The 23675-nt window shown below is 52.1% G+C and carries 17 protein-coding genes; 8 read left to right on the top strand and 9 right to left on the bottom strand.

Features of this window, described 5'->3' with window-relative positions; translation table 11 throughout:
• Positions 1-223: 223 nt before the first annotated feature.
• Both ACSF8W_RS23240 and ACSF8W_RS23245 read left to right on the top strand, forming a co-directional pair.
• Positions 224-937 carry a YadA C-terminal domain-containing protein gene (locus tag ACSF8W_RS23240; protein WP_500849467.1) on the top strand — a complete coding sequence of 238 codons (714 nt, stop codon included), beginning with the start codon at positions 224-226 and terminating at the stop codon, positions 935-937.
• Positions 938-1222: 285 nt separating this feature from the next.
• On the top strand, positions 1223-2149 hold the full coding sequence (locus ACSF8W_RS23245; RefSeq protein ID WP_500849468.1) for a LysR family transcriptional regulator: 927 nt from the start codon (positions 1223-1225) through the stop codon (positions 2147-2149).
• A gap of 42 nt (positions 2150-2191) precedes the next feature.
• Here the strand turns inward: ACSF8W_RS23245 and phoU are convergent, their stop codons facing one another.
• The 4 genes from phoU to ACSF8W_RS23265 are packed head-to-tail and all read right to left on the bottom strand — an operon-like array spanning position 2192 to position 7679.
• On the bottom strand, positions 2192-2908 hold the full coding sequence (gene phoU / locus ACSF8W_RS23250) for a phosphate signaling complex protein PhoU (RefSeq protein WP_428478764.1): 717 nt from the start codon (positions 2906-2908) through the stop codon (positions 2192-2194).
• A gap of 10 nt (positions 2909-2918) precedes the next feature.
• Positions 2919-3737: a phosphate ABC transporter ATP-binding protein PstB gene (pstB, locus tag ACSF8W_RS23255; RefSeq protein ID WP_500849469.1), complete on the bottom strand. Its 819-nt coding sequence runs from the start codon at positions 3735-3737 to the stop codon at positions 2919-2921.
• Between the two features lie 18 nt (positions 3738-3755).
• Positions 3756-5369: a phosphate ABC transporter permease PstA gene (gene pstA, locus ACSF8W_RS23260; protein WP_500849470.1), complete on the bottom strand. Its 1614-nt coding sequence runs from the start codon at positions 5367-5369 to the stop codon at positions 3756-3758.
• A 60-nt stretch (positions 5370-5429) separates the two neighbouring features.
• On the bottom strand, positions 5430-7679 hold the full coding sequence (locus tag ACSF8W_RS23265) for an ABC transporter permease subunit (RefSeq protein WP_500849471.1): 2250 nt from the start codon (positions 7677-7679) through the stop codon (positions 5430-5432).
• A 274-nt stretch (positions 7680-7953) separates the two neighbouring features.
• Here ACSF8W_RS23265 and ACSF8W_RS23270 point away from each other — a divergent pair, with 274 nt between their 5' ends.
• From ACSF8W_RS23270 to ppx, 3 genes are read left to right on the top strand one after another with little or no spacing between them, the layout of a single operon-like run.
• Complete coding sequence (locus ACSF8W_RS23270; RefSeq protein WP_500849472.1) at positions 7954-8460, top strand: glycine cleavage system transcriptional repressor; 507 nt, start codon at positions 7954-7956, stop codon at positions 8458-8460.
• 30 nt (positions 8461-8490) lie between these two features.
• Positions 8491-10572 carry a polyphosphate kinase 1 gene (ppk1, locus tag ACSF8W_RS23275; protein ID WP_500849483.1) on the top strand — a complete coding sequence of 694 codons (2082 nt, stop codon included), beginning with the start codon at positions 8491-8493 and terminating at the stop codon, positions 10570-10572.
• A gap of 8 nt (positions 10573-10580) precedes the next feature.
• The gene (gene ppx / locus ACSF8W_RS23280; RefSeq protein ID WP_428478770.1) at positions 10581-12092 is read left to right on the top strand and encodes an exopolyphosphatase; all 1512 of its coding nucleotides are present in this window, start codon (positions 10581-10583) and stop codon (positions 12090-12092) included.
• Between the two features lie 152 nt (positions 12093-12244).
• Here ppx and ACSF8W_RS23285 read toward each other — a convergent pair whose 3' ends face one another.
• The 5 genes from ACSF8W_RS23285 to ACSF8W_RS23305 all read right to left on the bottom strand — a co-directional run bounded on the left by ACSF8W_RS23285 (position 12245) and on the right by ACSF8W_RS23305 (position 20689).
• Positions 12245-13315 carry a PstS family phosphate ABC transporter substrate-binding protein gene (locus ACSF8W_RS23285; protein WP_500849474.1) on the bottom strand — a complete coding sequence of 357 codons (1071 nt, stop codon included), beginning with the start codon at positions 13313-13315 and terminating at the stop codon, positions 12245-12247.
• Between the two features lie 64 nt (positions 13316-13379).
• A complete protein-coding gene (gene phoR / locus ACSF8W_RS23290) occupies positions 13380-14693 on the bottom strand; it encodes a phosphate regulon sensor histidine kinase PhoR (protein ID WP_500849475.1) in 1314 nt (437 codons plus the stop codon).
• A 60-nt stretch (positions 14694-14753) separates the two neighbouring features.
• On the bottom strand, positions 14754-15443 hold the full coding sequence (gene phoB / locus ACSF8W_RS23295) for a phosphate regulon transcriptional regulator PhoB (RefSeq protein WP_047875890.1): 690 nt from the start codon (positions 15441-15443) through the stop codon (positions 14754-14756).
• Positions 15444-15647: 204 nt separating this feature from the next.
• The gene (locus ACSF8W_RS23300; RefSeq protein ID WP_500849476.1) at positions 15648-19418 is read right to left on the bottom strand and encodes an AAA family ATPase; all 3771 of its coding nucleotides are present in this window, start codon (positions 19416-19418) and stop codon (positions 15648-15650) included.
• A gap of 32 nt (positions 19419-19450) precedes the next feature.
• Positions 19451-20689 carry an exonuclease SbcCD subunit D gene (locus ACSF8W_RS23305; protein ID WP_500849477.1) on the bottom strand — a complete coding sequence of 413 codons (1239 nt, stop codon included), beginning with the start codon at positions 20687-20689 and terminating at the stop codon, positions 19451-19453.
• 164 nt (positions 20690-20853) lie between these two features.
• On the opposite strand from ACSF8W_RS23305, the gene rdgC reads away from it, so the two are divergent.
• The 3 genes from rdgC (at position 20854) to ACSF8W_RS23320 (ending at position 23657) form a co-directional block, all read left to right on the top strand.
• The gene (rdgC, locus tag ACSF8W_RS23310) at positions 20854-21765 is read left to right on the top strand and encodes a recombination-associated protein RdgC (RefSeq protein WP_500849484.1); all 912 of its coding nucleotides are present in this window, start codon (positions 20854-20856) and stop codon (positions 21763-21765) included.
• Between the two features lie 237 nt (positions 21766-22002).
• Positions 22003-23397 carry a prephenate-dependent tRNA uridine(34) hydroxylase TrhP gene (trhP, locus tag ACSF8W_RS23315; RefSeq protein WP_500849478.1) on the top strand — a complete coding sequence of 465 codons (1395 nt, stop codon included), beginning with the start codon at positions 22003-22005 and terminating at the stop codon, positions 23395-23397.
• Between the two features lie 5 nt (positions 23398-23402).
• Positions 23403-23657: a YfhL family 4Fe-4S dicluster ferredoxin gene (locus ACSF8W_RS23320; protein WP_428478777.1), complete on the top strand. Its 255-nt coding sequence runs from the start codon at positions 23403-23405 to the stop codon at positions 23655-23657.
• The last annotated feature ends 18 nt before the right edge of the window (positions 23658-23675 follow it).

Consider the following 23675-nt stretch of genomic DNA (forward strand, 5'->3'; position numbering starts at 1 on the left):
GCCTTTTTCTCGAATTATCTCGTTGCTCATCAATGACACTTATCAGCGATATTATGAGCACGCATTAGAGTAAAAATTCGTCAAACCGTATTATCTCTTCGTCGCCAAGGAACACGACAACGAAGAGCAGGATGCTCCCTATAACGGCTTAATTTTAAAAAAGTTCTCACCAAAAATAATGAACGCATTAAGCCCCTTAACTTTTAGCAAGAGAGTATCCAAAATGAAAAAGACATGTATCGCGTTAACCATCACCAGCCTGTTTTCTGCTAGCCTGTTTGCAGCTGAAATTAGCCCACCGATGGCCAGCACGCCAACACAGCCGATCGAAATTGAACAGCCTGTAAACCCAATTGAGCCAACGCCGTCTCATCCGATTGAACTGCCACAAACGCCAAGCAACCCGATTGAGCAAACACCCACGCACCCAATCGAAGTGCCGCGAACACCAACTAATCCGATTGAAGGCCAACCTGCGCATCCTGATGAACCAATGCAGCCAACCAACCCTATCGAACAGGCGCCGACCCATCCTATCGATCCGTCGCCTGAGCATCCGATTGAGCCAGAGATCGATCCTGAGTTTGGCGTGGCACCCAAATCGAATGAATCGGTACGTATTGATTCACTCGAGAAAAGCTTCAATGCCTTTGCCGATGAAACCAACCGCCGTTTTGCCGAAGTGGATGAGCAAATGGATGGGATCCGAGCGGGCCTTCATGCTGTGACCAATGCCAGGCCGTTCGTGACATCCGGCGAATTTGCGGTCGGGGCGGGTATCGGGTTTGCGGGCTCGAAAGAAGCGCTTGCAATTGGCGGGGCCTACGGCATTAACTCTCAACTGAGTGTCTCTGGCACGTTCCACTATGAAAACAGCGGTAAGTACTCATCATCAGACGTTGCCGGTGGCGTCGGCTTGCAGTACAGCTTTAAATAACGTTCAGCACCGCATGCAGGGTGGCCGCTCTTAATGACAAACAAGGTTATAACCGGCTTAGTCATAACAGGCTACCCATAACAACATAATGCCACTTCTATCATTAACCCTGTTGGTTACTCTCGCCCCACGCCGTGCTCGCGCTGGGGCTTTTTTGCTTATCTCGACAACCTTGCCGGCTTACCACCCTCTCATTCCAGTCTTCTCGTTTTGCACAAGCATGCTGGCCTCACAAAAAATATATGCTAACGTAACCCGAGAAGGTACATGAAAGAAAGAGTGGGTATGGCCAAGGATCGCTTCACTAATTTAGATTTGAATTTATTACGCACGTTTATCGTGATTGCCCAAGAGCAAAATCTGCGCAAAGCCTCTGCACGGCTGTTTGTTACTCAACCCGCGATGAGTCATGCTTTGCAACGCCTCAGGCACCATTTTGATGACGAGCTGTTCACCAAAGCCCGCCATGGTCTGACGCCCACCCCATATGCCGAACGCCTTTACCAGCAACTCAGCCCCGTGATGGACCACTTAGCCCGCACCCTCAATACCAGCGAGACGTTCTCACCGGCCGAACTCGATGGCAAAATACGTATCGCGTTATCGCCGCAATTTCTAGCGTCTATCGGCAGCCAGTTATATCTGCACATACACCAAGCCGCACCGAACCTGCAGGTGGAAATCGTCAATTGGTCAAAAACCACGATGCTGGAGATTGTACAGGGCGAGATACTGTTAGGATTGAACTATGACATCCCCGCCACCAGTAAAGCATTGGTGCGCAAGAAATTAATGGATGGTGAAGCCAGCGTGTATGTGCGTAAGGATCACCCTTACCCTCACGCCAGCATCGGTTTAGAAGATGCGGCACAGTATGCCTTTGCCTGTTTGATCATTCCTGATCGCACAGAACAAGTCTCTGATGTCGAACGCCTGTTCACCCACCATCAGCTTACGGCGAAGATAGGCTTTCGCTCCACCTCCGCACACACGGTGTTAGAGGTGGTAAAAGAAACGGATATGCTGTTCCCTTGCATTCATGATTTGCTCAATCACGAACACGATGCCTTTCGTAAAATCACCGTCACGCTGGCAGCCAATGAGCAGTACTATGACATCGTCGCGTTTTATCCCTACAGTAACCACAAGGATCCACTCACGTTGTGGCTCACTGGATTGATCGATGATTTGCTAGCGCAGCGGTCAACGTAACCTCTGCATACCCTCTGCGCTACCTCTTCGCAGACTCTGCCGTCACCCCAATTTTAGGATATCTTCGATTTCCTCTGGCGAGGTATGACGTACGTCTTTGCCTTTGACGAAATAGATGATGTATTCGCAGATATTCTGACAACGGTCACCCACGCGCTCAATGGAGCGTGCAGACCACATCACCTGCAACACATTTGGAATAGAACGCGGATCTTCCATCATGTAGGTCATCAATTGACGGATGATCGCTTCATATTCACGGTCAATGCGGTCATCTTCCTGATACACCTGAATCGCTGCTTTCACATCCATACGGGCAAATGCATCCAGCACTTCATGCAGCATACGCACAGCGTGCTGGCCCAACGCTTCCAGAGACACTAACAAGTTATATTGCTTGTTGGTGAAGTTTTCCAACGCCACTTTGGCAATGCTTTCTGCCACATCACCAATGCGTTCTAAATCCGTGATGGTCTTGATGATGGCAATCACCAAGCGTAAATCACTGGCGGTCGGCTGACGTTTGGCAATGATACGGCTGCACGCTTCATCAATCGCCACTTCCATCGCATTCACTTTATGATCATCTTTGATCACGCGGCGTGCCAGCTCTGCATCTTGTTTGTGCATCGCTTTTAAGGCATCAGCCAATTGCTGCTCAACCAGTCCGCCCATGGCTAATACATGGCTGCGGATACTCTCTAGTTCCGCATTAAACTGACCAGAAATATGACGGCCAAGGCTAAAATTATCTAACATCTGCGGCTCCTTAACCGTACCGGCCGGTAATGTAATCTTCGGTACGTTTCTCTTTCGGGGTGGTAAATATATCATTGGTGCTGGTGTATTCCACCAGCTCGCCCATGTGCATGAACGCCGTATTATCGGATACTCGCGCCGCTTGTTGCATGTTGTGGGTCACAATAATCACGGTATATTTGTTTTTGAGATCGTTGATCAACTCTTCAATGGTCAGGGTCGAGATCGGATCCAACGCCGAGGTCGGTTCATCCAACAATAACACTTCCGGCTCAATCGCAATCGCTCGCGCAATCACCAAACGTTGTTGCTGACCGCCCGACAGGCCGAAGGCGTTTTCATGTAGACGGTTTTTCACCTCGTCCCACAAGGCGGCGGCGCGCAGTGAATTTTCTACCGCATCATCGAGCACGCGACGGTTCTTCACCCCTTGCAAACGTAAGCCGTAAATCACGTTCTCATAAATGGATTTTGGAAACGGATTCGGACGCTGAAACACCATGCCGACACGACGGCGCAATGACGCCACATCCACATGGTCATCATAAATGTTCTGGCCGTGCAGCATGATCCTGCCGTTGACCTGACAGCCTTCTACCAGCTCATTCATCCGGTTAATGCAGCGCAGCAACGTCGATTTACCGCAGCCCGATGGGCCGATAAACGCCGTTACCTGCCCTTTGGCGATCCGCATGTTAATGTTATACAACGCTTGGTGACGGCCATAATGCAGATCCAGTCCCTCAATCGACAGCGCCATTTTTTCTTCGGGCAGCTTGGATAAGTCGACCGGCTCAAACAGGCCTATGGGTGAATTGATTGAAAACATACTCTTTCCTGAATCTCATTATTGCTCTAACGAGCGAAATTTCTCACGCAAGTGGTTACGGATACCAATAGCGGTTAGGTTCAAGCCGATGATCACCGTCACCAATAAAAAGGAGGTGGCATACACCAACGGTCTTGCGGCTTCCACGTTCGGGCTCTGGAAGCCAACATCATATATATGATAACCAAGATGCATGAACTTACGCTCTAAATGCAAATAAGGGAAGTGACTGTCTATCGGCAGCGACGGCGCCATTTTGACCACCCCCACCAGCATCAGTGGTGCCACTTCACCGGCGGCTCGGGCCACCGCCAGAATCAAACCGGTCATGATCGCCGGACTCGCCATCGGCAGGACAATCTTCCACAAGGTTTCCGATTGGGTCGCACCCAACGCCAATGAACCGTGACGAATAGAATGCGGGATCCGCGCCAAGCCTTCTTCGGTAGAGACAATGACCACGGGCAACGTCAGGATCGCCAAGGTCAACGCTGACCACAAAATCCCCGGGGTACCAAAGGTCGGTGACGGAAGCTGCTCGGCAAAAAACAGATCATCAATCTGCGCACCGACCATATACACAAAGAACCCCAAGCCAAACACGCCATACACAATCGATGGCACCCCCGCGAGGTTAATCACGGCCACGCGGATCAACTTGGTGAACGCATTTTTCCCCGCGTATTCGTGCAGGTAAACAGCGGCCATAACGCCCAACGGCGTGACAATCACACTCATCAGCAACACCATCAGCACGGTACCAAAAATGGCCGGGAATACCCCGCCTTCCGTGTTGGCTTCACGCGGCGCTTCGCTGACAAACTTGCCTAACTGGTGCACCCAATGCCCCAATTTATCCCACGTGGTCATTTCATTCGGGTACCAATAATCGAGGATCATTTCGACGGGGATCTCGACCTCTTGCCCACTCATCTCACGCACCACTAAGGTGTCTTTTTCCAAGTGATGGCGCAGTTGATGTAATTGCTCGTCCAAGACAAAGAATTGTGCATCCAGATCTGCGCGCTGGGCGGTGAGAGCCGCGGAGGGTCCTTGCTTGTCGACTTGACGGCGCAGACGTTCAAACTGGCGGTTTAGCGCCGTCAATTCTGTTTTTTCTAAATGGCGAATCTGTTTTCGGACCTCTTGGGCATGGGCAAGCTGTTCCGGCAGCTTATCCACCCCTAACGGTTGATTGTCATCAAACAAGGCCACCGGATAACCGTAAAAACGGCCATTTTTCAGCCGCTCAATCACCACGACGCCCGTTGCTGGCGCCTGATGGGCAATATACGGCTGGATTACGGTCACAAAATCACTGCCGCGTAATTCACGGTTACCGGATTTGATCACGAGGCGATCGACGGTGGGGCCGGTAAAACCACGGGTATCAATGCCCGCTTCCGTTAATTGGGTTAACGGCACGGCCTGACGCTGATAAATTTCACCGATCACCGTGTTGGTCTTGCCCTGCTGAACCAAATCAAATTGATACACGGGTGCCGGCCAGAAAAAGCTCAACCCTTTCCAGCCAATCAACAACAACAAGCCCAGTACGGCTAATAAACTGAGGCTCACCGCACCCGCTGTGAGCCAGATCCACGGTGTCCCCGCTTTGAACCACTTAATCATGGCGTATCATTTTCATCGTAAACAGGCTCTTTCCATCAGGGTGAGTCACGTGATGCCCGATCACAGTGAGCTGTATTTTTCGCGTAACCGCTGGCGAACCAGTTCAGCAATCGTATTAAAGAAAAACGTAAAGACAAACAAGACAAAGGCGGCCAAGAACATGATGCGGTAGTGCGAACTGCCGACTTCACTTTCTGGCATTTCAATGGCGATGGTGGCAGACAAAGTCCGCATCCCCTCTAACACGTTCCATTCCATAATGGGCGTGTTACCGGTGGCCATCAGCACGATCATGGTTTCCCCGACCGCACGGCCTAAGCCCATCATCACGGCAGAAAAAATGCCCGGACTTGCGGTCAGTAACACCACGCGGGTCAAGGTTTGCCAATGTGTCGCCCCCAGTGCCAACGAGCCGCTGGTTAAGTGCCCCGGCACAGAGAAAATCGCATCTTCGGCAATGGAGAAAATGGTCGGGATCACGGCAAAGCCCATGGCAATGCCCACCACCAAGGTATTGCGCTGATCGTATCCCATGCCCCACTCGTTCGTCAGGTATACGCGCAAATCACCGGCAAAAAAGGTGTGTTCAATCACATCACTCAGGGCAAACGCGCCATAGGTGATCAACACTGACACCGGTATGAGCAATAAAACATGGAAACCGTTCGGCACGCGGTGACGCCATCGACTCGGCAAAACCATCCAACCGGCACCGGCCAGAACCATACCCAACGGCAACAACACCAGCAGCAGTAAGACCCCAATCAGGTGCATTTCAACGATAGGCGCCAGCCAAATACCCGCCAAGAACCCCAAGATAACGGTCGGCAAGGCTTCCATCAATTCGATGGTGGGTTTCACCACACGGCGCATACGCGACGACATGAAATAGGCGGTATAAATCGCCCCAGCCAGTGCCATTGGAATAGCAAAAAACAAAGCATACAGGGCAGCTTTTAGGGTACCGAACACGATCGGCACCAAGCTCAATTTGGGTTCAAATTCATCGCTGGCCGAGGTCGATTGCCACACGTACGCTGGCTCGGGGTAGCCTTCATACCAGATTTTCTGCCACAGCGAGGCGATCCCGATCTCCGGGTGACGGTTATCCACGTTAAATAGCTGCCACCCATTGCCCGACACGGCCAGTAAGCGATTCGCGCGCGGGGAGATCACCAAATGATCCGGCAAGGCACCGGCAAACATCGGCTCACTGAAAATCGCTCCCTCCACCGTGGTGTAAAACGCGGACAGTTGACCGTCTTGCTGCAAGGCGAAAAAGCCTTTGCGCGCATATTCCGGCACGAGGGTATCGATGTGACTGGCGGACAGCGTAAAGGTACGGGTATTCGTTAGCGTACGTTTGCCATCATGCAGCACATCAAACCATTGCGAAACGGTACCGTCCGCATGGCTCAGTAGCAGCGAGTTCGCGCCGGACAACAAGGTCAGTTGCAACGGCGCTTGCCCCGCTTTGGCCACATCCACCACTTCACGTACGTAACCTGAGGCCTTCCCCAGTGTCACCACGTAGAGTGATGGCCCAGCCAACACGTACGCCGTGCGTGCATCTGGCGTAACCGCCATATCTTGCGCTTTTTGTGGCAGTCCCTTAATGGCATACGACAGGGTTTCCCACTGCTCGGTGGAGACATCCAATCCGGTTTCACGGCGGCTAAATTGCATGACCCGTGTCCGGCCATCCTGCGTCATGCCCATGATCACCGCATGCTCCAGACGTACCGCCACGGCTAATTGCACAATCGGCTGTCTGCGCGGGTCGAGAATGATCACGTCAGTCCCTAACGGGCTATCGACAAAAACCGGCTCAGACGGAGAGAACGGGGCGATAAAACGGGGTTTTGCCACCGCCACCTCACCGTGCGTACCGCCAACGGCAAATACCCCGTCCGCCGGTAGCGTTCGGGCGACACTCGTGACATCGTTCAGTAAGGTATGTTGCCCCACCACGTGGCCGGGTTCAGGATAATCAGCGGCGGATTGGCCCGACACAGAGACCAAAGGAAGCACGCTAAGCACGCCTTGGTCTGACAGACGAAATGCATAATCATTTTGATCACTGACGGTCAGTGCGGCGGTTTGATCTGGAAATGCGGTGGTGAACGTTGACGTCGGAGTCACTTTGACCGATGAGAAGATCGGTAAGATCACATAAAGCAAATAGAAGAAGATAAGAACGAGCGTAATAAGAACGAAGATCCCGCCCGCGGTAACACCGATGCGGGTTAGCTTATCTTTTACCTTGCGGCCAGGACTTTCTCCCATCAAAAATGCGCCGGCCTTTCCCATTCTTACCTCAATAAAATGACACGTTTACTAATACTATTTCTTTAAGATGACAATTATATGACAACACAAGGGCGGGAGCTATTTTCCCGCTCACACTCAGTAGAAAGTGTTCGCTCACTCTCAAACCCCACATTTCAGCAAGATCTACGCCTCCTTCCTGCATAAGCTATTTGGCTTTTCATCGACCCCGCAAAGCGGCGTATTAGGTATAGACACGTGATTTGTTCTGGTCACATAATGAACACTCCACTGCGACGAGAATAAGGATATAGGTATGAAATATCTCATCATTACCGTGATTGGCAAGGATCAACCTGGCTTAGTCGACACCTTGTCAGACACCGTCTATCAACACCGTGGCAACTGGCTATCGAGCAGCTTCAGTAAATTAGCAGGCCACTTTGCCGGGATCGTACAAGTTGAGGTGGCGAATAACGACATTGCCACTTTACGTCAAGCACTCGATGCTCTCAGTGGGCTGCACGTCCAGATCGTTGAAGATGACAACCACACGCCCGCGGCCACGACGTTGCACTCGCTGCTGGTAACCGGCAATGATCGGGTAGGCATTGTGAAAGACGTCACCGCCAAGTTGCATGAACTGGGCATCAACATCAACAAACTCAAAACGGACAGCCACAGCGCGCCCAATTGGGGCTACCCCATTTTTACCGCCGCGTTCCAACTGGAACTTCCCGACCCGCTCACTCTTGAGCAAGTGCAGGACGCACTGGAAGCCATTGCCGATGATCTCACTATAGATATCGACAACGACGCGTAATCACACCACAGACATACAGCAGGAAGCATGATGAGCACGGAATCGCTTTATATCGACAAAGAATTAAGCTGGCTATCGTTTAACGAACGGGTGCTGCAGGAAGCCGCCGATAAATCCGTACCGATCATTGAACGTGTGCGTTTTTTAGGGATTTACTCCAGCAATACCGATGAGTTCTACAAAGTACGCTTTGCGGATGTCAAACGGCGCATTCTGATCAATGAAGAGCAAGGGGGTGATGAAGGGCCAAAGCAATTGCTGAGCCGTATTCAAAGCCGCGTATTAAAGCTCAACCAAGATTTCGATACCCTGTATAATGAAATCTTGCTGGAAATGGCCCGTCGCCATATTTTCTTGGTTAATGAGCAACAACTCAATGACAACCAACAGATCTGGCTGCGTAAGCATTTTCGCACGCACATCTTGCCGCACATCACGCCGATCCTCGTCACCGATGACATCGACCTGCTGCAATTTCTGAAAGATGAATACACTTACCTCGCGATTGAAATGCAGCAAGGCGAGCATAAACGCTACGCCTTGATTGAGATCCCGACCAATCAGTTGCCGCGCTTTATTCAGTTACCGGAAGCCAAAGGCAAACGCCACAAAACGCTGATCCTGCTCGATAACATTATCCGTTTTTGCTTGGATGATATTTTTAGCGGCTTTTTTGACTACGACAGCCTTGCCGCCTACTCCATGAAAATGACGCGCGATGCAGAGTACGATCTCAGTCAAGAAGTCGAGCACAGCTTGCTTGAGCAGATGTCTGAAGGGCTCAATCAGCGGTTAACCGCCATGCCGGTGCGCTTTGTGTACCAACGCAACATGCCCAACGACATGATTGATGTGTTCTGTGAATTGCTTCAGGTTTCCAGCTACGACAGTATTATTCCCGGTGGGCGCTACCATAACTTCAAAGACTTCATCGGCTTTCCTAATGTCGGCCGCAGTTACTTGGAAAACAAACCGCTGCCGCCGATTGAAAGCTACGCATTTGTCAGTGCCCGCAATGCGTTTGAAGCGCTAAAAGCCCAAGACATCTTGCTGTATTACCCGTATCACACCTTCAATCACATGACCGAATTGGTGCGCCAAGCGGCGTATGATCCGAAAGTGCGCAGCATCAAAATCAACATTTATCGGGTGGCGAAAAACTCCCGCATTATTGAATCCATGATTGATGCCGCCAACAACGGCAAGCGCGTTACCGTGGTCGTTGAGTTGCAGGCCCGTTTTGACGAAGAAGCCAATATTGAATGGGCACGCCGTCTGACTGAAGCCGGGGTGCAGGTGGTGTTTGGGGTACCGGGGCTGAAAATTCACTCCAAGCTCTGTTTGATCACCCGTCGGGAAGGCGATGAACTGGTGCGCTATGCCCATATCGGGACCGGTAACTTTCACGAAAAAACCGCCCGCATCTATACCGATTTTTCGTTAATGACCTGCAATAAGGTCCTGACTGACGAAGTGCGGATGGTATTTAACTACATCCAGAATCCGTATCGCCAGGTGAAATTCAAGCACTTGATTGTCTCGCCACAGAACTCGCGCTCACGCCTGTATGACTTAATTGATCGTGAAATTGCCCATGCCAAGCAAAACTTGCCAGCACGTATTACACTAAAGGTGAACAACTTGGTGGATAAGGGCTTGATTAACATGCTCTACCAAGCCAGCAGCGCCGGTGTCATCATTCATCTGATTGTGCGCGGTATGTGTACCTTGGTTCCCGGTATCAAAGGGATCAGTGACAATATCCATGCCATCAGTATCGTCGACCGGTTCCTTGAGCACCCGCGTGTCGTGGTGTTTGATAATAATGGGGATCCTGATGTCTATATTTCTTCAGCTGACTGGATGACCCGTAACATCGACAACCGCATCGAAGTCGGTTGTCCGATTTTCGACCCAGCCCTGAAGAAAAAGATCATCGATATCCTCGACATCCAGCTTTCTGACACGGTCAAGGCGCGCATCATCGACAAAGCCATGACCAACAACTACGTGCCGCGGGGGAACAAACGTAAAATCCGCTCTCAACTGGCGATTTACGATTACCTCAAGCACGCAGAGAAACAGCAGAAAAAGAAAGCCGAAAAAGAGTGACAGTGCCTATGACGGAACCCGCACGCCCGAGAGAAATCGCCGCCATTGACCTTGGATCCAACAGTTTTCACATGGTCGTGGCGCGCGTAGTCGGGCAAAGCCTGCAGATCATCAGTCGCCACAAGCAACGTGTGCATTTGGCGTCCGGGCTGAATGAACACCACCACCTTGACCAAGCCGCCATGCAGCGCGGCTTGCACTGCTTAGCGATGTTTGCTGAACGCTTGCAGGGCTTTGACCCCGACAATGTTCGCATTGCCGCCACCTATACCCTGCGTCAGGCGCAAAATGCTCAGGTTTTTCTTCAACGCGCGGCGCGCGTGTTGCCCTACCCGATTGAAATTATTCCCGGCACGGAAGAGGCGCGTCTCATTTATTTGGGCGTCGCCCACACCCAACCGGATACCGGGCAAAAATTGGTGGTCGACATTGGCGGTGGTAGTACCGAAATGGTGATCGGCGAAGCCTTTTCAACGCACTTGGCTTACAGCAAACACATGGGCTGTGTCAGCTATAACCAGCAGTATTTCCCCAAAGGCAAAATCAGCACTAAACACTTCAACGCCGCGCAATTGGCCGCGCAACAGAAACTCGAAAGCATAGCCACCAAGTACCGAAAAGCCGGCTGGCAAACCGCCATTGGCTCGTCGGGCACTATCAAAGCGATCCGTGAGGTACTGATCGGCCTCGGCCACAGCGATGGGATCATCACCGCGAAACGCCTCACCCAATTGATCGATGAAATCCTCAAGGTGAAACAGGCTGATGACTTAGCGCTGGACGGCTTAAGTGATGACCGCAAACCGGTGTTTGCCGCGGGGGTGGCGATTTTGCATGCCGTGTTCCAATCCTTGCAGATTGAAGAAATGATTTTTTCTGACGGCGCCCTGCGTGAAGGCCTACTGTATGAAATGGAAGATCGCTTTCGCCACAGTGATATTCGCACCCGCACGGCCGAAGCCATGGCCAAGCAGTACACCGTAGATCACGATCAAGCCCAGCGGGTGAAAGACACCGCCGAACGCTTGTATAACCAGATCGAGCCGCAACCGGGCTTGGCCAAAGCCGAACTGGCGACATTATTGCAGTGGGGCGCCTTGTTGCATGAGGTCGGACTGAGCATCAGCTATTCAGGGTTTCATCGCCATTCGGCTTATTTGCTCCGTTACAGCACCATGCCGGGCTTTAACCTTGAACAGCAAACCGTGTTGGCCTCTTTGGTGCGCTACCAACGCAAGAGCTTAAAACTGGAAGAAATGCCCGAGCTGAGCATCTACAAACGCAAGCACTTGTACCCGTTGATCCGCACCTTGCGTTTGGCTGTCGTCCTTAACGGTCAACGCAGTGACGATCCGCTGCCACCGTTCATATTGCACGCCGATAAAGAACATTGGCAACTGACCTTACCGGCAGGCTGGGAAGACAATAACCGACTGTTGGCTGCCGATCTCCAGCAAGAGCAAGCCTACTGGCAAAAAGCCGGCTGGACACTCACGCTGTTAGAAGATGAGGCCACCTGACAGCCGGTTCATCTGATCGCTTTTCTGCCATAAAAAACAAGGCCCATCATAACGATGGGCCTTGTGCTAAAGCGGCTTGATGCGTGACATCTGCAACGTGCGGATCATCGCGTAAATTGACTCGGCGATTAACACACTGAATCCACCACGGTTTATTCAGTCACGGCAGATAAACCCAGTTTTTCCAGCGTGGTATTCACGTCATCCACCGGCAGCGGCACGTAACCGTCTTTGGCCACTAAATCCTGTCCGTTACTGGACAGAATAAAGCGAATAAATTCTGCCTCTAACGGGGGTAACGGTTTGTTCGGCTTCTTATTGATATAAATATACAAGTAACGCGACAACGGATAACGGCCGCTGGCGGCATTTTCTTGCGTGGCTTCCACGTAATCGGTGCCGGTTTCGGCAATCGGGATCGCACGGATCCCCGTGGTTTGATACCCCACGCCCGAATAGCCAATGGAGTTCAATGAACTGGCCACCGATTGCACCACCGAGGCCGACCCGGGTTGTTCATTCACATTGTTACGAAAATCCCCGAGGCAGAGGGCTTTTTGTTTAAAGTACCCGTACGTGCCCGATACCGAGTTACGGCCAAACAGCTGAATATCCCGCACCGCCCAACTGCCGGTTAACCCTAATTGCCCCCAACGCGTGATTTCGCGTGTGCCACCACAACGTAGCGTTTGCGAGTAGATCGCATCCAGTTGGGCAAAGTTAAGTCCTTTGAGGGGGTTGTCTTGATTCACAAACACCGCCAAGGCATCAATCGCGACACGGATTTCCGTGGGCTTATAGCCGTATTCTTTCTCAAAAGCCGTGATTTCTTTGGCCTTCATGCGGCGACTCATTGGGCCAAACTGGGCGGTTGCTTCAACCAGTGCGGTGGGAGCCGTTGATGATCCCGCCGCCTGTACCTGAATGTTCACACTGGGATAATGGCGCTTAAATTCTTCCGTCCAGTAAGTCATCAGGTTCGCAAAGGTATCAGAACCAACGGAGGATAAATTGCCGGCAATGCCACTGACTTTTTGGTATTGAGGCAACACATCTTGCCCGGCCACATTGTCTGAAGTCGATGCGTGGGCGGCATAGGCAGGCGAGGCAGATAAGATCAGCCCAACGGATAAGCAGAGGGGTTGCAGGGCACGACGGTAAGCGTCACGCCATTGTGTCAGGCTCCGTCGCGGCCATCGTGATGGATTGTTTCGGTATGTCATTACCGCAGTGTGCCTCCCTTTTGCTAACAAGAAAAGCGGCCACAAGGGCCGCTCCATTTTTTCATTACTTCAATGACACTGTGTGCGCGATCAATCGCTTGGGCAACGTAAAGGCGAACGTACTGCCTTCGCCGACCACACTTTCAATTTCTAAGTGTGCATCATGGTGGCTAAGAGCATGCTTCACGATCGCTAAGCCAAGACCACTGCCACCGGTTTCACGGGAGCGCGCTTTATCAACCCGATAGAAACGCTCCGTTAAGCGGTGGATGTGTTGCGGCTCAATACCCTGTCCACAGTCCGTCACTTCCAAGCGCGGTCCGGTCGGTGAGCGGAACCAACGTACAGAAACTGCCGCATGGGTCGGGGTGTGTTTCACCGCGTTATACACCAAGTTAGAAATGGCACTGCGCAGTTGATCTTCATCCCCCAGCACTTTCAGCGAGGTATCCACATCAAACGTGAACAAGTGCTCTTCGCCACCACTCAACGAAATGGCTTCTTTTTCTAACACATCCAACATCGCTGGCACATCAATAGTTTCTTCCAACTCGATGTTCGGTGCCGCTTCAATCTTAGATAAGGTCAGTAACTGCTCCACCAGCGAGTTCATGCGCAACAGCTGCTCGGTCATCACGCCATGGGCTTTATCCCACATCGGGCCAATCAACATTTCAGGATCTTTGGACATTTCCAAATACCCTTGCAACACCGTCATCGGCGTACGCAATTCATGCGATACGTTCGCAAAGAAGTTGCGGCGCATACCTTCAAGCTGCTTCACTTGCGACACATCACGCACCACCATCAGGTATTCGCCTTCGGTGTAGTGCATGATCCGCAATTCCAACGTACGGTCATAATTAAACGGCGACGTAATTTCTAACGGCTCATCAAACGTCTGCTTGGTCAGGTAACGGACAAAGTCCGGGCTGCGCAGCAAGTTACTGATCGGCTGACCGGCATCATCCGGCCAACGAAAACCAAGCAGGTGTTGGGCCAGTTTGTTACACCACACAATGTTGCCTTCGCTACGAAACACCACCACCGCATCGGGCAGGGATTCCGCACCGTTACGGAAACGGCGGATCAAGGTCGCTAACTCTTTGCGACGGCGACGGTTGCGCTGCTGCAAACGGTAGATACCGTTAAATAACGGCTCCCAACTGCCAGATCCTGACGGCGGGGTTAAACTGCGCTCTTTCCATAGCCAGTTCGACATTTTCAATTGATTATGGAAATGCCAAATCAACTGGATCCAAGTGGCAATTAATAAAAACCATGGCATATAGCCAAATACCATGCCGAGCACAATCCAAGGCAAGTAGAAAAACATCAGTTCCCAGACCAACTTTTTCCACGAAAGCCGCTCTACCATCAATGACTCCGTCATCATCACCGCGTCGGCCTGACGCGGCAATACTCACTACAATTACGACTATACGCGGGTTGAGAATCGGTATCCTGCGCCACGCACAGTTTGTACCAACTTATCATGGCCACCCGTCTCCAGTGCCTTACGCAGGCGACGAATATGAACGTCTACCGTGCGGTCTTCTACATACACATTGGTGCCCCACACGTTGTTCAGCAATTGTTCACGGCTGTACACACGCTCTTGGTGGGTCATGAAGAAGTGCAGCATTTTAAACTCAGTCGGGCCCATTTCAAGCGGATCATCATTCGATGTCACACGGTGTGAGACCGGATCCAGTTTCAACCCTTGCACATCAATCACGTCATCCAGCGATGTAGGGGAAACACGGCGCATCACGGCCTTCAAACGGGCCATTAACTCTTTTGGCGAGAAAGGCTTAGTGATGTAGTCATCCGCCCCTACTTCAAGTCCGCGTACTTTGTCTTCTTCTTCGCCGCGTGCCGTCAGCATCACCACCGGAATTTGGCGGGTCAGTTCGTCACGCTTTAAATGCTTGATCAGGTTGATGCCTGAACCGCCCGGTAACATCCAATCCATCAGGATCAGCTCAGGGTAAGGCTCACAAATTTTCTCTAAGGCATCATCATAATCTTCAGCTTCAATAGGCTGGTAGCCTTTCTGCTCAAGAACGAAACATAGCATTTCGCGGATTGGTGCTTCGTCCTCTACCACAAGAATCCGTCTTACCATAATGTTCTATTCCTACTCGTTGCTGTTTTTGATTACTGTCTGTTGTGCGCCATTATGTGTGTTAAGTATGACACTTTTGTGACCATTCACGACAACTATGCAATCAAACACGCATAAATGTATCATCCACATTCACCGACAGCCTTTGTCTATCGGTGAATAATGGCGTTTATTTGAAGGTTTTGTTTTGTTGCTTGTGAGCGGCTAGCCGCGGATCGCGATGCAACTGCGACCGCCCCCTTGTGCCTCAACCGCGACTTGCACCCCAATACGTTCGACCAATGTACCCACGTGAGAGATCACACCGATCTGGCGGCCATCGGCTTGTAGCGCATCCAAACAGGCCAAGGCCATTTCCAGACTTTCAGGGTCTAATGTGCCAAAGCCTTCATCAATGAACAGCGAACCCAATTGACGCGTATCCGCCGCCAGCGAGGCCAATGCCAGCGCCAGCGCCAAGGACACCAAGAAACTTTCGCCGCCGGATAAGGATTCCACGCTGCGCACTTCATCCCCCATGTCATGGTCAATCACCTGCAAGGCAAGCGGACTGCCCGGCACAGGTTGCAAGGCATAACGCGGGGCGAGATCGTGCAAATGCTGATTGGCCAATACCACCAGCTGTTGCAAGGTCAAGCCTTGCGCCAAGGTGCGGAATTTATTGCCAGTTGCTGAGCCGATCAACTCACTCATTTGCAGCCACAATTCGGTCGTGGCTTGTTGGGTTTTGACTTGCTCGGTTAACGCCCCTGACTGAGCCTGGGCTTGTTCGGCCTGTACCAGACGCTGACGGCTTTGGAACACCTGTTCATCCAGCGTGGCTTTTTCCGTTAACCAGGTCGACACGACCGCCGGTACGCTCTCACTCGTCGCATCCATGGCGATATCATGCGAGGCAAGCCATTGCTCCGCCTGCGCCGTTGCGGACTGATGATCCACCACCGCTTGCTCACGCTCCACCCGTACCGTTTGCGCTGCGACCAAGGCTTGCTCTAATTGAGACAGCGCCTCCCGCTCTTGCGTTAACCACGCCTCATCATGCGCCAATAACGCGGTCAATGCCGCTTCGGTTAACGTAAAGCGTTCCAACCATTGCGCCCACGTCGCCTGTTGCGCAGCCAAAGCCTGCTCAGCTTCGGTATGCTGCACAACCAATGCCTTATGGGCCGCGTCAGCGGCGGCCATGGCTTCGCCGGATTGACGCTGCTGTTGCTTGGCCTGATCCAACGCGTGTTGCTGGGTTTGAATGGCCAACTTATGTTGTGCCGTTAACGCAGACAGATCTTGCTCAGCAATACACGCGATACGCTGTTGCCATTGCTCATCAATGGTGGCGGTCAGGCGGGTGATCGCCGCGGTGATTTCACCGTCCCGTTGCTGTGTATTACGCAGCGTAGTGTGCGCTTCCGCCAGTTGTGGCGCGATCGCCGTCAACTGTTTTTCCGCCTCAGCTAACGCCGTTTGGTTCGCCGTATATTGAGCGATGTGCTCACGCAACTGCGTCAGGAACGTATCCTCTCCGACGGCTTTAAGCTGCGCCAACCACGTGTCATTGCCATATTGCGTATTCAACGCCTGCGCACGCGCGGCCAAAATATCGGACTGCGTCACTTGCTGTTGTTGCACCGACTGTTGACGCGACTGCCACTGCACGGCGTGTTGAGCATGAACATGTTGTTGTTGTGTTAACTGGCTTTGTGCGAGTTGAAACTGCTGCCATTGCTGCTCTAACTGGCGCCCTTGTACGATGTGTTGCTGACGTTGTTCACCCACCTGCTGCAACTGCTTGAGGGTGATTTCCGTATCTTGGATCTGCGCTTGCCATTGCGTTAACCACGCTGCCAATGCCGCACTATCCGCATCGGCTGACACGGCAGGATCGAGCTGAGAAAACACGGCCTGATGCTGTTCATACCACTGAGACAGGCTGACTTGTGACGCCTGTAACTCGGCCTCCAGCGTGGCGATGCGCTGCTGCTCCGTCACGACCTGCTGATGGCAATGGCTGATCGCCGTTTCGGCGGCCTGCTTTTGCGCAGCCAAACTATCTAAACGGGTTTGCTGCGTCTGGATCAGACCATCCACCACCGGATTATCACTGGCATAAGGATGATCTAACGCACCACATAACGGGCACGCTTCACCGTCAGTCAATTCAGCGCGGTAATCATCCAACTGCATCACTGCGCGACTTTGTTTGAGTAACGACGCCACTTCCTGATGCTGTACCGACAAGGTGGCGATCTGCGGCGTTAACGCCGCAATGCGCGTATTGGCTTCTGCTAAGCGTGTACTCGCCAGATCCCTTTCCTTGAGGGCTTTATCAGCCTGACGGCATAACGATTGCCACTCGGTCAGCCCGAAAACACCCTGTCGCAAGGTATCACGCCATTGCTGTTTCTCGGCATAGCGGGCGCGATCCGCCGTTTGTTCGGCCTCCAGCGCCACCACATCCAGCGTTTGTCGCTGCGCGTCGCACGCCTGTTGCTGTCCTTGCAGCTCAATCGCCTGTTGATTTAACACGGCTTCATGCTGTGTATGTGCCTGCAGCTCTTGGCTGATCTGCTGCTGCTCTTTTTGCAGCACCGTATTCGCACGATGCGCCGCCAAATACTGTTGAAGGTTATCTTCAACCGATGACGCCTGCTCGGCCAGACGTTTCACGGCCGGGTGCTGAATGAAATACTGCTGCAATTGGTCAACGTGCTGTTGGCACGTCTGCTGTGACTGTTGTAACTGCGTCACATGCTGCTGGTGTACTTGCAAGGTGTGACGTTGCTGCTGACGCTGGGTATCGTGTGTCTGTTGCTGCTCACGCAATCCTGCAATTTGCAGATCCCACGTTTCCGCTTGTTTGATGTTCGGTTCAGCCGTTTGCCACGCCTGCTCCGCTGCTTGCAACGCCGTTTGCTGGCTATTGACCGCCACATCCGCTTGCTGATGACGAACTTGCTCTGTCGTCAACTGGGTTTGCGCCACGGCTAATGCGTCAGTGATTTTCGTCTGCTGGGCATGGGCTTGCTGCAACAACGAGTGATCCCGTTGCGCGGGCTGCACCTGTTCAATCAGGCGGATCTGTTCATAACGCGGAGCCGCCGCATTTTTCGCCTCGGTCGCCTCATGGATCTGCGTTTGGGCTTGCACCACACGTGCAGCCAACGTCGTCGCGACCTGCAATGTTTGTTGGTGCTGCTTGAACGCGTGCACCTGCGCCTCAACGTGATCAACCTGTTGTTTCAACGTAATCAGGTGATCTGACAGCGCCTGTTTGTCTTCCTCCGACAACAAGGCGATATCACCCAATTTATCTTGCAGTTGTGCCAAAGCTTGCTTTTCCGTGCGGGCACGCTCATACGCGGCGACCGACAAACGGCCGTAAATTTCCCCGCCAGTCATGCGTTCCAGCAAGGTCGCACGCTCATCGGCTCCCGCTTTCAAGAACGCGGCAAACTCCCCTTGCGGTAGCATCACCGCCCGACGAAATTGCTCAAACGACAAACCAATCAACCGTTCGATCTCGGTTTGCAATTCGGCTTTTTTACCGGCAAAACGCTGGCCAGTTTCCAGGCTCTCCAGCCATTGCTCAGACGCCTGAATACGCCCTTCGGCTTTTAATCGAGAGCGGCGGACATGCCAGTGCGCACGCCAGTGGCTGCCATCATTGGCGACAAAATCCACCTCGGCATACCCTTCGGCTTTGCCGCGCGACAAAATACTGCGCACATCATTGGCTTTGATCCGACCGGCATCGTCTTCCCGGCCAATCTCGGCATCGTTTTTCTTGTTAGATTGCAAACGTGGAATACGATCGTACAAGGCCAGGCAAATGGCATCGAGCAAGGTCGATTTCCCGGCACCGGTTTTGCCGGTAATGGCAAACAAACCCGCCTCGCCCAAACGGCCGGCAGCAAAATCGATATCAAACGGTTGTTGTAAGCTGGCAAGGTTCTCGCCACGTAGCGCTAGTATTTTCATTGTTCGTTATCTCGCTATTGCCACTTAATCCACTACTCAATCACTTCGTCGTCAAGTTGAATCAGTAAGCTGTCAAAAGCCGCCACCATCTCGGCATCCGGCTCACCTTGATACTTCTGACTCCAGCCCAGACTAAATACTTGCTGTGGTGTCACTTCTGACAGACGCTGCTGTCCTAAGCCTTCGGCCTGCTGTGCCGCCGTATAATGCGGCACAATTTTCGCCAATCGCACCGCTTTGCCTTCGAGCGCTTCCAGTACTTTTTCGCGCAACAAGGCTTGGGGCTTATCCAGCAAAATATGCACTTCCAAGAACGGCTGTTGATCTCGGGGCAAAGCGTCCACACTCAACGCCTGCAATTCATCCAACACTTGTTTCAACGGCGCGGGCGATGCCGGTACTTTTAACATATCGACCTTACGCGGCACCGACAGCGGTTGGATCTCGCTGACGTCGCGGCCGGTTAATTCCACCAGCACAACCTGGTGGTTATAGCCTCGCTCGGACATCGACAGCGGCAACGGCGAACCGCTATAGCGCACGTGCTCTTTTTTCGCGACACGTTGTGCCAAATGCAAGTGTCCCAAGGCCACGTAGCTGATGTCATCGGCAAAAATCGACGCGGGTAAAGCATGCTGATTGCCGCCCAACACGCGGCGTTCTGACATTTCAGATAACTTGCCCGAAGCCATGAACGCATGCCCCATCCCGATCAAGGCTTGGGTATCGGTTTGCTGTTGGCGCGCCGCCTCCGTCACTTCCGCATACAAAGTTTCGACCCCTTTGATCAAGCGGTCATCGTCATCATTCAGGCCGTCTGTACGCAAATCGGCGCTGCGTAAAAACGGCACGGCGAGGACATAAGCAGCGGTCTGTTGCTCTTTATTGGTGATGGGCACCAACATCCGCTCAACATCTAACGCACCATCTTCTAAACGGTGAATACCGCCGACCATGTGCAAATCAAACGCTTTTAATAGCTCATGCGGGGCGTCCAGTTTGCTGGGCGAATCATGGTTTCCCCCGATCATCACCACATCCAAATGCGGGATACTTTTCGCCAGTCGCGCCAAAAAGCGATACAGCATGCGCCATGCACTGGCGGGCGGGTTGGCGGTATCAAAAATATCCCCCGCGACCAGCAAGGCATCGACTTGTTCGGCTTCTAATGTGTCAGCCAGCCAGTCCAAAAAAGCCTGATGTTCCACATCCCGGTTATAACCATGCAGTTGATGGCCGAGATGCCAGTCTGACGTGTGAAGTATTTTCATGACAATTCGCTCTATGCCGATGGGTAACGGGCTTGATTGTACCGCACTTTCTTCTCCCCGAAATCATCATGCTTTCGCGCTTTCGGCGAAAACCTAAGACAAAGCCCCATCAATGCAATAAGATTGACAACCCAATGCACAACCTAGGATCTGTAACAGCCATGATGTGGTTTAAAAACGTACTCACTTATCGCTTCAGCCGCGAGATTGACCTTAATGCCGATCAACTTGAAAAGCAGCTGGAAGAGTTCCGCTTTACACCATGCGGCAGCCAAGACATGCACAAATTTGGCTGGGTGCACGCGCTAGGCAAGCACGGCGATATGTTCACGCATGTGGTCGGCGACAACATTTTGATTTGCGCGCGCAAAGAAGAAAAAGTCGTGCCAGCATCGGTGATCAAAGAATCGTTAAACGCCAAGGTTGACACACTGGAAGCCGAACAAGGCCGCAAGCTGAAGAAAAGCGAAAAAGACACCATCAAAGATGAAATCATGATGGATTTGCTGCCACGTGCATTCAGCCGCAAGCAACAAACGTATGCCCTGATCATGCCAAAAGAAGGGTTTATCTTGGTCGATGCGGGCAGCTTCAAAAAAGCCGAAGACATGCTGGCGCTGCTGCGTAAATCGATTGGTAGCCTGCCGGTTGTGCCTGTGACACCGGAAAAACCGACCGAGCTGACGCTGACAGAATGGGTACGCTCAAACGCGTCACCAACGGGGTTCACCATTGGTGAAGAAGCCGAGTTCAAAGCCTTGTTGGAAGACGGCGGTGTGATCCGTTGTAAACAGCAAGATCTGTCTTGTGATGAGATCCTGGCACACATCGAGGCCGATAAAGTGGTCACGAAACTGGCGCTTAACTGGCAAGATCGTATCGATTTCATCTTGTGTGATGACTTGTCTGTGAAACGTTTGAAGTTCGCCGATGAACTGCGCGATCAAAACGATGATATCGACCGTGAAGACATGGCGCATCGCTTGGATGCGGACTTGTCGTTGATGGCGGGTGAATTTTCTGCCTTCCTGCCGAACCTGTTTGAGGTGCTTGGTGGGCTAGAAGCGAAAGCATAAGCCATCACCATAAGCCAACAGGCTTATTCTTCTATTCCGTGCTGAGGGGCAACCTTCCCCCTCAGCGCGATTTTCTGCCCTTTCCCTGCCTGTTTCTGTCTTTCTTTCTGCCGCTATTCCTGACTCATTCTGCCGTTTTCATTGCCTTTGTGTGGTGGATCACAGTAAAATCTCGCCTCACTTCCGTATCCCTACGATACGGCCTGATTTGCAATCAGACACTGGAATATAAGAGCTATGTTTAAACCTGAATTGTTATCGCCTGCGGGCAGCCTAAAAAACATGCGTTACGCGTTCGCCTACGGGGCAGATGCCGTATACGCTGGTCAGCCACGTTACAGCCTGCGTGTTCGTAACAACGAATTCAACCTCGACAACCTGAAAATCGGTATCGATGAAGCGCATGCCCTAGGCAAAAAGCTTTACGTGGTATGTAACATTCAGCCGCATAACTCTAAATTGAAAACCTTCATTCGCGATTTGAAGCCTATCGTTGAAATGGGGCCTGACGCCCTAATCATGTCCGATCCCGGCTTGATCATGATGGTGCGCGAAAACTTCCCTGACATGCCGATCCACCTGTCGGTACAGGCAAATGCCGTTAACTGGGCGACCGTGAAATTCTGGTCAACCCAAGGTGTTGAGCGTGTAATTTTGTCACGCGAACTGTCGCTAGAAGAAATCGAAGAAATCCGTGAACACTGCCCAGACACTGAACTGGAAATCTTTGTTCACGGCGCACTGTGCATGGCGTACTCAGGCCGTTGCCTACTGTCTGGCTACATCAACAAGCGTGACCCGAACCAAGGCACGTGCACCAACGCTTGCCGTTGGGAATACAAGACAGAAAAAGCCACTGAAAACGATGCCGGCCAGATCGTTGAAGTGCAAGATGCTGCTGCCGTTCAGATTCAAGACGCCGAAGCACGTCCAGACAACACGCTGGGTCTTGGCAAGCCAACGGACGAAGTGGTACTACTGAGCGAAGCTCACCGCCCTGAAGAAAAAATGGCGGCGTTTGAAGACGAACACGGTACTTACATCATGAACTCAAAAGATCTGCGTGCGGTTCAGCACGTTGAGCGTTTGACAAAGATGGGCGTACACTCACTGAAAATCGAAGGCCGTACCAAGTCGTTCTACTACTGTGCACGTACTGCACAGGTGTACCGTAAAGCGATTGATGATGCCGTTGCGGGTAAAGCCTTTGATGAAAGCTTGCTAGGCACCCTAGAGAGCCTGGCACACCGTGGCTACACGGAAGGTTTCCTACGTCGTCACACACACGATACGTACCAGAACTATGATTACGGTTACTCTATTTCTGATTCACAGCAGTTTGTGGGTGAGTTCACTGGTAAGCGCCGTGGCGACTTGGCAGAAGTCGAAGTGAAAAACAAGTTCGTCGTGGGTGACAGCCTAGAAGTGATGACACCAAAAGGTAACGTGATCTTCACGCTTGAAGCGATGGAAAACCGTAAGTCTGAAGTGATTGATGATGCGAAAGGCAATGGCCACTTTGTGTTCATCCCAGTCCCTGCTGATATGGATCTCGATTTCGGTTTGCTGATGCGTAATCTAAACTCAGGGGAAAACACCCGTAACCCACACGCTCCGAAAGACGGTCAGTAATCAATATGGCACTGCTCATTACCGGTAAATGCATTAACTGTGACATGTGTGATCCTGAATGCCCGAACGAGGCGATCACCATGGGTGCCGATATCTATGAGATCGACCCGGACAAATGCACCGAGTGTAAAGGCCACTACGACAAGCCAACGTGCCAGTCGGTATGCCCGATCACAAACTGTATCATTACCGATCCTGATCATATCGAAAGCGATGACGAGCTACTTGAAAAGTTCGTCACTCTGCAAGGGATGGTGTAACCGTTCCCAAACGGCTCA

It is taken from the genome of Photobacterium sp. 270122K (assembly GCF_059941365.1).

Excerpts from the sequence above, each read along its gene's own strand:
- rdgC (WP_500849484.1), top strand. The coding sequence starts at position 20,854 with ATGTGGTTTAAAAACGTACTCACTTATCGCTTCAGCCGCGAGATTGAC.
- ACSF8W_RS23240 (WP_500849467.1), top strand. The coding sequence starts at position 224 with ATGAAAAAGACATGTATCGCGTTAACCATCACCAGCCTGTTTTCTGCT.
- ppk1 (WP_500849483.1), top strand. The coding sequence starts at position 8,491 with ATGAGCACGGAATCGCTTTATATCGACAAAGAATTAAGCTGGCTATCG.
- pstA (WP_500849470.1), bottom strand. The coding sequence starts at position 5,369 with ATGATTAAGTGGTTCAAAGCGGGGACACCGTGGATCTGGCTCACAGCG.
- phoR (WP_500849475.1), bottom strand. The coding sequence starts at position 14,693 with ATGGTAGAGCGGCTTTCGTGGAAAAAGTTGGTCTGGGAACTGATGTTT.
- ACSF8W_RS23300 (WP_500849476.1), bottom strand. The coding sequence starts at position 19,418 with ATGAAAATACTAGCGCTACGTGGCGAGAACCTTGCCAGCTTACAACAA.
- ACSF8W_RS23265 (WP_500849471.1), bottom strand. The coding sequence starts at position 7,679 with ATGGGAAAGGCCGGCGCATTTTTGATGGGAGAAAGTCCTGGCCGCAAG.
- pstB (WP_500849469.1), bottom strand. The coding sequence starts at position 3,737 with ATGTTTTCAATCAATTCACCCATAGGCCTGTTTGAGCCGGTCGACTTA.
- phoB (WP_047875890.1), bottom strand. The coding sequence starts at position 15,443 with ATGGTAAGACGGATTCTTGTGGTAGAGGACGAAGCACCAATCCGCGAA.
- phoU (WP_428478764.1), bottom strand. The coding sequence starts at position 2,908 with ATGTTAGATAATTTTAGCCTTGGCCGTCATATTTCTGGTCAGTTTAAT.
- ACSF8W_RS23320 (WP_428478777.1), top strand. The coding sequence starts at position 23,403 with ATGGCACTGCTCATTACCGGTAAATGCATTAACTGTGACATGTGTGAT.
- trhP (WP_500849478.1), top strand. The coding sequence starts at position 22,003 with ATGTTTAAACCTGAATTGTTATCGCCTGCGGGCAGCCTAAAAAACATG.
- ACSF8W_RS23245 (WP_500849468.1), top strand. The coding sequence starts at position 1,223 with ATGGCCAAGGATCGCTTCACTAATTTAGATTTGAATTTATTACGCACG.
- ppx (WP_428478770.1), top strand. The coding sequence starts at position 10,581 with ATGACGGAACCCGCACGCCCGAGAGAAATCGCCGCCATTGACCTTGGA.
- ACSF8W_RS23270 (WP_500849472.1), top strand. The coding sequence starts at position 7,954 with ATGAAATATCTCATCATTACCGTGATTGGCAAGGATCAACCTGGCTTA.
- ACSF8W_RS23285 (WP_500849474.1), bottom strand. The coding sequence starts at position 13,315 with ATGACATACCGAAACAATCCATCACGATGGCCGCGACGGAGCCTGACA.
- ACSF8W_RS23305 (WP_500849477.1), bottom strand. The coding sequence starts at position 20,689 with ATGAAAATACTTCACACGTCAGACTGGCATCTCGGCCATCAACTGCAT.